This window comes from Bacillus sp. SIMBA_074, assembly GCF_046534555.1.
GTDB lineage: Bacteria > Bacillota > Bacilli > Bacillales > Bacillaceae_G > Bacillus_A > Bacillus_A mycoides.
The window spans coordinates 1-391 of sequence record NZ_JAWRYM010000154.1; the positions used below are offsets into that span (position 1 = coordinate 1).

Annotated in this window: 1 protein-coding gene; it reads left to right on the plus strand. The window is 46.3% G+C overall.

Features of this window, described 5'->3' with window-relative positions; all coding sequences use genetic code 11:
* Window positions 1–44: 44 nt before the first annotated feature.
* Window positions 45–391 (plus strand): hypothetical protein (locus SB773_RS30270; protein WP_410593887.1); only part of this gene is annotated, 347 nt, incomplete at its 3' end.

Genomic DNA, 391 nt, shown 5'->3' on the forward strand with positions numbered 1-391 from the left:
CGTTGCTTCCCTCCCGGACAGAAGGAAAGCGGTCCCCGCTGCCTATGATTTTGGCTATTCTGCTCTGGGGAGGACTCGCATATGCTGGTTATGCTTTTGCCGTTCATACGTTGGACAAGCAGCAGCAATTTGTGAACCAGCAAATTCAACAGGTGCATGAAGAGAACCAAAAACAGGTGCGAGTGCTAGGCGAACAATTGACAATGGTTCAGGATGAAATGAAAAATGTGCAATCTGGACTTACAAATTTGGAAGAAGATTTGGAATTGACTGGAGCGACAATTGGAGGAACGAATAAGACCAAGGAGGCCCTTCAGGATCGAATTGATCAGTTGAACAAGCAACTGGTGGATTTGAAAGCATCTTTGAAAAAACTGGAGGATGCTGCCCG